The 4,786-nt window shown below is 58.0% G+C and carries 4 protein-coding genes; 3 read left to right on the top strand and 1 reads right to left on the bottom strand.

Annotated features, from left to right (window positions below; all coding sequences use genetic code 11):
• Positions 1-1,244 (bottom strand): PfkB family carbohydrate kinase (locus WA989_RS05670; protein WP_424339535.1); only part of this gene is annotated, 1,244 nt, incomplete at its 3' end.
• A gap of 133 nt (positions 1,245-1,377) precedes the next feature.
• Between WA989_RS05670 and WA989_RS05665 the strand changes: the two genes are divergently transcribed.
• The 3 genes from WA989_RS05665 to WA989_RS05655 all read left to right on the top strand — a co-directional run.
• Positions 1,378-2,856, top strand: coding sequence for a cryptochrome/photolyase family protein (locus WA989_RS05665; protein ID WP_424339534.1), 1,479 nt, complete (start codon positions 1,378-1,380; stop codon positions 2,854-2,856).
• 2 nt (positions 2,857-2,858) lie between these two features.
• The gene (locus WA989_RS05660) at positions 2,859-4,184 is read left to right on the top strand and encodes an NAD(P)/FAD-dependent oxidoreductase (RefSeq protein WP_424339533.1); all 1,326 of its coding nucleotides are present in this window, start codon (positions 2,859-2,861) and stop codon (positions 4,182-4,184) included.
• Positions 4,181-4,786 (top strand): DUF1365 domain-containing protein (locus WA989_RS05655; RefSeq protein WP_424339532.1); only part of this gene is annotated, 606 nt, incomplete at its 3' end. The genes WA989_RS05660 and WA989_RS05655, both read left to right, overlap by 4 nt.

The following is a 4,786-nucleotide window of genomic DNA, read 5'->3' as shown; positions in this document are numbered from 1 at the left end:
ATGCCATATAGCATCAGGGCCCGGTCCGTTTCCGAGTTGACCGGTCTGTTCTCGCCTTTCAGCCGTCTTACCGACGCATCTGTATTGATGGCGACAACCAGTCGGTCGCAATTCTCGCGTGCCTCTTCCAGCAGCTTCAGATGGCCTGGATGCAGGATATCGAAACAGCCATTGGTAAAGCCGACGTTCAGGCCATCACTCTTCCAGCGCGCAACCTGGGCAGCGCACATCTTCCTGTCGAGTATCGGGGAGCGGAGAGGATGGTAATGCGGGTCGAGCGCGAGCCTGATCTCATCAGCGCTGACAGTGGCGGTGCCCTGTTTGCCGACGACAATTCCGGACGCTGCGAGCGCCAGATCGACCGCTTGCTCCAGTGTGCCGCCGGCTGCAAGACCTGCCGCGATGGCCGCCATGCTCGTATCGCCTGCGCCTGACACATCATAGACTTCGCGCGCGTTTCCATGGCGGTGCTGGACGTCGCCAGCCCTGGTCCAGGACATTCCTTTGGCGGCGCGCGTGACAACGATATCGGTGCCGGGCAACTGGCCCTGGACCTTGCTCAGGGCCGACTCAACATCGGCATCCGTGTCGCAGGCCTGCGCGGAAGCGAGCGCCAGCTCACCGGCATTCGGCTTGATGAGGCTCGCTCCCTTGTAGATCGAAAGATCCTTCGACTTCGGGTCCACCAGTATCGGCGTTCCTGTTGTCTCGGCGGCGTCCAGGCAGGTCTTGATAATGTCGGCGGAAATGGCGCCCTTCGCATAATCTGAAACGACAATCGCGCTGAATTCTGAGCTGGCGAGCGCATTGGCGATCAGCTCAACGAAGCTCCCCTGCTGCATTGCGGGCTTTTCACCGGCCTCTTCCACATCGACGCGCAGGAGCTGCTGATTGTTAGCGACATAACGGGTCTTCACGATGGTCGAGGTGCCAGGCCTTTGCGCGAGTTTCGGGTTGATCCGCGGATCCTCCTCCAGGCACTTCCTCAGAATGTCGCCGTCGGGGTCCTCCCCAACCTGTCCGACGAGCGTGACATTCAGGCCCATAGTGGCGAGATTTTTTGCAACATTTCCAGCGCCGCCCGGCATTTCGGCCGTTCTTGTCTTTTTGAGAACCGGAACGGGAGATTCAGGCGAAATGCGGTCGACAGAGCCGTAGACGAACCGGTCCAGCATGACGTCGCCCACGACAAGTATCGTCAGGTCTTCTGCCTTGCTGAGGAGGTCCAGTAATGCGTCTTTCATCAGCGCTGTCCTGTCGGCCCGAGCCGGGGTATTGGGTGAGGTGGAACCCCTTACCGAATAAATGATGAAGCGGCCAGTGAGAAGCAGAAATGCTTTGAATCTAATCCGCTAGAGGAAGGCGGACGTATGTATAATGATGCCGACTAAGGAGGCCGTTCTGGCCGACACTGAACACGAAACTGTCCTCGTCTGGTTACGCCGCGACCTTCGTCTGGTCGATCAGGCCGCGATTGCGGCGGCAGCCAGCCGTGGCGCAAAGGTCGTCTGCGCCTATGTGCTCGAGGAGCATGATGCGCTGAGGCCTCTAGGCGGCGCGTCGAGATGGTGGCTGGACAAGTCGCTCAAGTCGCTGCGCGCCGACATTTCCGATCTCGGCGGAAAACTTGTCTGCAGGCGGGGCAATCCCGAAACGGTTATTCCGGCGCTTGTCAAGGATAGCGGCGCCACGGCGATTTTCTGGGGCCGCAGATATGGCCAAGGCGAGCGTGACATCGATGCTGGGCTGAAATCGAGGTTCAAGGATGAGGGAATAGAGGCAGAGAGCTTCAATACAACGCTTTTGACAGAGCCCTGGTCTTACGAGACCACATCGGGCGGTTACTACAAGGTGTTCACCCCTTATTGGAAGGCGGTCAAGGCCAGCTACGACGCGCCAGACGCCCATAAAGCGCCGAAAAGACTGCATGGCCAGGGGATCGATGGGGACAGGATTGAAGATTGGGGGCTGCATCCAGAAAATCCCGACTGGTCGACGGGCTTTGAGGAGCTTTGGGAGCCAGGAGAAACCGGCGCGAAGCGGGCGCTTGATGCATTTCTCGAAGACGGATTGCGAACCTACAAGGACAGCCGCAACAGACCGGATCTGGAAAACGGCACGTCCCGCCTGTCGCCGCATCTGAGCTTTGGGGAAATCAGCCCTGCCCAGATCTGGCGCTCGGTGAGGTCCAAGATTTCGCACGGCTTCAAGCAGGAAGACAGCGCCTGGACCTTCCTCTCTGAAGTTGTCTGGCGGGAATTCTCCTATGTCCTGCTCTACTACAATCCCGAGATGGGCTGGAAGAATTACAACACAAAATTCGACAAGATGCCGTGGCGCTCGAATGCGAGCAGGCTCGAACTCTGGCAGTCCGGTAAGACCGGGTACCCGATTGTCGACGCAGGCATGCGCCAGCTCTGGCATGTGGGGTGGATGCACAACCGCGTGCGCATGATCGTGGCGTCCCTGCTGACCAAGCATCTGCTCATTCCATGGCAGGACGGTGAGGACTGGTTCTGGGACACGCTTGTTGACGCTGATCCGGCCTCCAATGCGGCCGGCTGGCAGTGGACGGCCGGCTCAGGGGCGGACGCCTCGCCCTATTTCCGTGTCTTCAATCCGATCACTCAGGGGCAGAAATTTGACCAGACCGGCGGATACGTCCGCAAATGGTGCCCCGAATTGAAAGGATTGCCGGACAAATACCTGCATGAACCCTGGGCCGCTCCGGCAGACATACTGAAAAAGGCAGGTGTGAAACTGGGCGAGACTTATCCCGATGCTATCATTGAACATTCGAAAGGCCGCGAGCGCGCCCTGGATGCGTGGGAGCAGCTGAAGGAAAAACAGGACTGAGAATGACACGTATCGCAATTATCGGAAGTGGCATCAGCGGTCTTGGCGCTGCCTATGCGCTGCGCTCGAAGGCAGACGTAACGCTCTTCGAAGCGCGGGACCGGCCGGGCGGCCACGCTTACACCGTCGATGTCGACTATGACGGCACGCCCGTCTCGGTTGATATGGGCTTCATCGTCTATAATGGCCTCAACTATCCGAATCTGACGGGTTTTTTCGACCAGCTCGGCGTGCAAACCGAGCCCAGCGATATGAGCTTTGCCGTGTCGAATCCGGACGGATTTGAATGGGCGTCGACCCTCAAGGGCATGTTTGCGCGGCGGCAGAATTTTTTCAGGCCGCGTTTCCACAGGTTCTGGCGCACAATCCTCAAATTCAACGACGTGGCGCGGGCCGAATTGAGTGCTGGCCGAATAGGACAGGAACGGCTCGGCATCTGGCTGGATCGCCACGGATTTTCCGAAGACTTCCAGCGCAATTACATTCTGCCTATGGGCGGGGCCATCTGGTCGACCCCGCCGGGCGAAATCCTTGATTATCCGGCTGAAAGCTTCTTTCGCTTTTTCGAAAATCACCGGCTGATGCACAGTGAACGTCCTAAATGGAGAACTGTGACAGGCGGCTCCAGGACGTATGTGGACAAGGCGGCAGACCTGCTAGGATCCCGTTTGAAACTGAGCTCACCGGTGAAACATATCTCCAGGTTCGGCGACAAGATCAGACTTGATGTCGAAGGTGCCGGCCAGCAATTGTTCGACGATGTCATCCTTGCGGTCCATTCCGATCAGGCGCTTGCGATGCTCGGCCCCGAGTTTGCAAAAGAGCGGTTTCTGCTCAAGTCGATCCGCTACCGGCCGAACAAGATCTATCTGCACAATGATGCGTCCTTCATGCCGAAACGGCGCGCCGCCTGGGCGAGCTGGAATGTTCTTGGAGAACAATCTGGTGCAGGTTCAATCTGCCTGACTTACTGGATGAACCGGCTCCAGAACCTGCCAGAGGATAAGCCTCTATTCGTGACGCTGAATCCCGAACGAGCCCCGTCAGCAGGCTCTGTGTTTAAGACAGTAGAGTTCGATCACCCGCAGTTCGATGCCGCATCAGACGCCGCCAAGCGGTCTCTTGAACGCCGCCAAGGTATGGATGGTGTCTGGTTCGCTGGGGCCTGGCTCGGCTCTGGTTTCCATGAGGACGGGCTCAAAAGTGGTCTCAGACCTGCCCTTTCGCTCGGCGGTGAGGTAGAATGGGCGGCTGAGGGCGTGGACATTGTCGACCGCGTCAGACGCCCGGATACACACGTGACCACGGTCGCCGGAGCCAAGATTTGACCGCATCGCCTGCTCTCAGAATCCAGAAAGGGCGAACGCTGCACAGGCGTTTCCGGCCATTTGTATCGGAATTTTCCTACAAGCTCTTCATGATCGATATCGACATTGACCGTCTTGAAGAGGCTGGAAAGTCACTGCGTATGTTCAATGCCGACGGTCCATCCCTGTTCTCGTTTCGTCAGGGCGATCATGGCGACGAGACCAGTGACGGACTGAGAGACTGGGCGGAAGGCCAGTTTAGCAAAGCGGGCGTCGATGCGAGTGAGCTCGAGATACGTCTCATCAGCTTTCCGAGGCATTTGTTCTACAAGTTTGCGCCGATCTCCCTGTGGATCGCGCTTGATGACGGGGTGCCCGTCGCGATTGTCTATGAAGTCCGCAACACATTTGGTGAAAAGCATAATTATGTCGCCGCGCTTGATGGAGCCTGGAGCCGCCACAGCGCCGACAAGGCCTTCCATGTCTCACCCTTCTTCGATGTGTCGGGAAAATACGAGTTCTCTTTGCAATATGACTGCGACACGATCCGCCTTGGCGTGACAAGCGAGATGGATGGTTCGCCCGTCCATCTTGCCACGCTGTCGACGAAAGCAGTTCCAGCG

Source organism: Henriciella sp. (genome assembly GCF_049649345.1).
Classification (GTDB): domain Bacteria; phylum Pseudomonadota; class Alphaproteobacteria; order Caulobacterales; family Hyphomonadaceae; genus Henriciella.
The sequence above is the reverse complement of the archived record's forward strand: the minus strand, read 5'-3'. Positions and strand labels throughout refer to the sequence as shown.